3 protein-coding genes are annotated in these 2,149 nt (G+C 57.8%); 1 reads left to right on the top strand and 2 read right to left on the bottom strand.

The window, feature by feature from the left end; genetic code table 11:
- On the top strand, positions 1-192 hold a 192-nt coding region (locus tag VJ369_RS01685; protein ID WP_324090424.1), incomplete at its 5' end, for a hypothetical protein.
- Positions 193-299: 107 nt separating this feature from the next.
- Here VJ369_RS01685 and tnpC read toward each other — a convergent pair.
- Complete coding sequence (gene tnpC / locus VJ369_RS01680; protein WP_414652607.1) at positions 300-1,736, bottom strand: IS66 family transposase; 1,437 nt, start codon at positions 1,734-1,736, stop codon at positions 300-302.
- Positions 1,660-2,103, bottom strand: a complete 444-nt coding sequence (locus VJ369_RS19125; RefSeq protein WP_414652605.1) for an AAA family ATPase — start codon at positions 2,101-2,103, stop codon at positions 1,660-1,662. Before VJ369_RS19125 ends, tnpC begins: the two co-directional genes overlap by 77 nt.
- Positions 2,104-2,149: the final 46 nt, after the last annotated feature.

Genomic DNA, 2,149 nt, shown 5'->3' with positions numbered 1-2,149 from the left:
GCGAAGCGACTGGCAGCCCTCGTCATCAAACTCGATGAACGCAACGAACGCCTGGATGACTGGATCGCAGGACAGGATACCATCAACCAACGCCTCACGGGCGCCGTCGAGCGCATCGATACCACCCTGGCCAGTCTGCACACCCTCATGCGCGAGGTTTTCCGTGAGCGCACGAACGGTCACAGCGATTAACAGCAGACCCCCGGAAAATTTGAGTCGGAAAGGCTGTGCTCCTATAATAGGGGAGCCACGTGGGGTGACGTGGGGTGCTTATGTTTTGGTAGTATTTTTGTTACTGCTCAGCTTGGGGAAGCAGCGTGAGCAGAGAGGAATGAGGGCACAAAAGGTGATCCTGCGAGGGCCTTTTGCAAGGCCTCCAACACCCTTTGCCCATTCTTCCGCGCCGTCGAGATGTAGCTGCGAATCTCACAGAAGCGCTCGGCCCCCTCTTGGGAGCGAAAACACCCGGAGATCTTCTGGTGCAGCTTTACCATGCGGATGTCTCGTTCTGCCTGGTTGTTGTCAAAGGGTACATTAAAATCGTCCATAAAGGCCAACACTTCCCGCTTGTGGGCCACCAAGCGGTCGAGCAGGTTCTTGGGGGGGCTCTGTTTGACGCGCCCGCGCTTTTTGGGTTGCCCTGCTGCACACACCGGTGGAGGATTGGCGTGCAGCCCCTCCGCAATCACCTGGTCGTAGCGCAGGGCAAACTCGCCTCGCTGGGCCTCGGGCAGCTGGCAGTGTACCGGCCGGGCCTCCTCGACTGCCGTCTTGATCTCCACGAGCAACTTGGCCATCTCAGACGCCCAGCCCTGCTGATAGCGCTCCTCGATGAACGCCAGTTCCCGCAGGTGATGGGCATTGCACAGACTGTGGGCGATGTCGGGATAGGTGAAGTACGCTTGCCAGTGGTCGTGCACCGCCCTCCCGGCCAGCGTGGGCAAAATCCCGATGGCATCGATGGCGGCTGAGCCCCGTTTCGCATGCACGGCGTACGAGGTCAACTGCGCGGTGCTGGCCGAGTGCAGCCACTGGAGCTTGCCGGTCACCCGCAGCCCGCTCTCATCAAAGTGGACCACCGCCTCCCCCGTGCGCAACTGCGTCTTCACCTGCGCATTGGCAGGCCTGACCGCCTCTGCTATCTCCTGGGTAGCCGCCACGAGGGTGCCCTCACCCACCGGATGACCGTAGAGATCAGCGAACATCTCGCTCGTTCTTTCCAGAGGGACAAACTGATACTGGTTGAAATACACCGCCTGGGCCTTCAGAGTCGGCCCGTATTGCACCGGCTGGGTCACCTCAGAGGGGAACGTGCCTTTGGTGGTCTGCCCACAGTGCGGGCAGTGCTTGATCTCGGCACGATGCTCCGTGATCTCTATCTGCACCGGCGGCACCTCAAACACCTGGCGTCGCTCGTCATCACTGGGAGGCACCGCCTGCAACGAGGCCCCACAGTGCCCGCAACGCTCGACGGAGTGGAGTTGGCGGTGGTCCGGCTGGACGACGGCGTGCAACGTATGGCCTTCGTGACCTGGCTGACCACCGCTCTGTTTGCCGCTCCTTGTACGCAGACTGCGCGGGCGAGGCTTCTGCAATCCGTCACTGCTCGGAGGCTTACTACTGTTGCGACTGTTTTTGCCCAGTTGGTCCTCAAGGGCCTCAACCCGTGCCTGGAGGTTGAGGAGGAGGGCAGTCAACTTCCCCACCAGGGCCAGCATGGCGTCTTCGCCCTGCACGTAGGCGGCATGGACATCGTCTCGGGTAGGCAGGTCTTGGGGTATCATGGACTTTATTGTGCACCGTTGTTCTCTGTTTTGCACGAGGAAATGCTGTCTTCCTGGTATGCCTGAGCAGTAACTTTTCAGATTCAAAATTTAATATTTGCCGCAGCGTTTCAAGGAGGGGAAGGTTGAGTTCTTGCGCTTCGTCTAAAATGAGGACAATTGTTTTATTATTCGTTTCCCCTTCTTTTAACAAGAACATTTTGAGCCGGTCTAAGTTGTCTTTGTAGGACCTAGCGGTTGGCACTTTAAATCCCTCATTGATAGTTCGTATGAGGGCGTTTTGGGATACATAGCCTGGGTTGGTGAGTAGTACTGAAATATAGCTTCTATTTAACCCGAATTATTCACCAACCCGACAAATTGAC

Source organism: Glutamicibacter sp. (genome assembly GCF_035257265.1).
GTDB lineage: Bacteria > Actinomycetota > Actinomycetes > Actinomycetales > Micrococcaceae > Glutamicibacter.
Note: the sequence above shows the minus strand (reverse complement) of the source record. Positions and strands in the feature narration are given on the sequence as shown.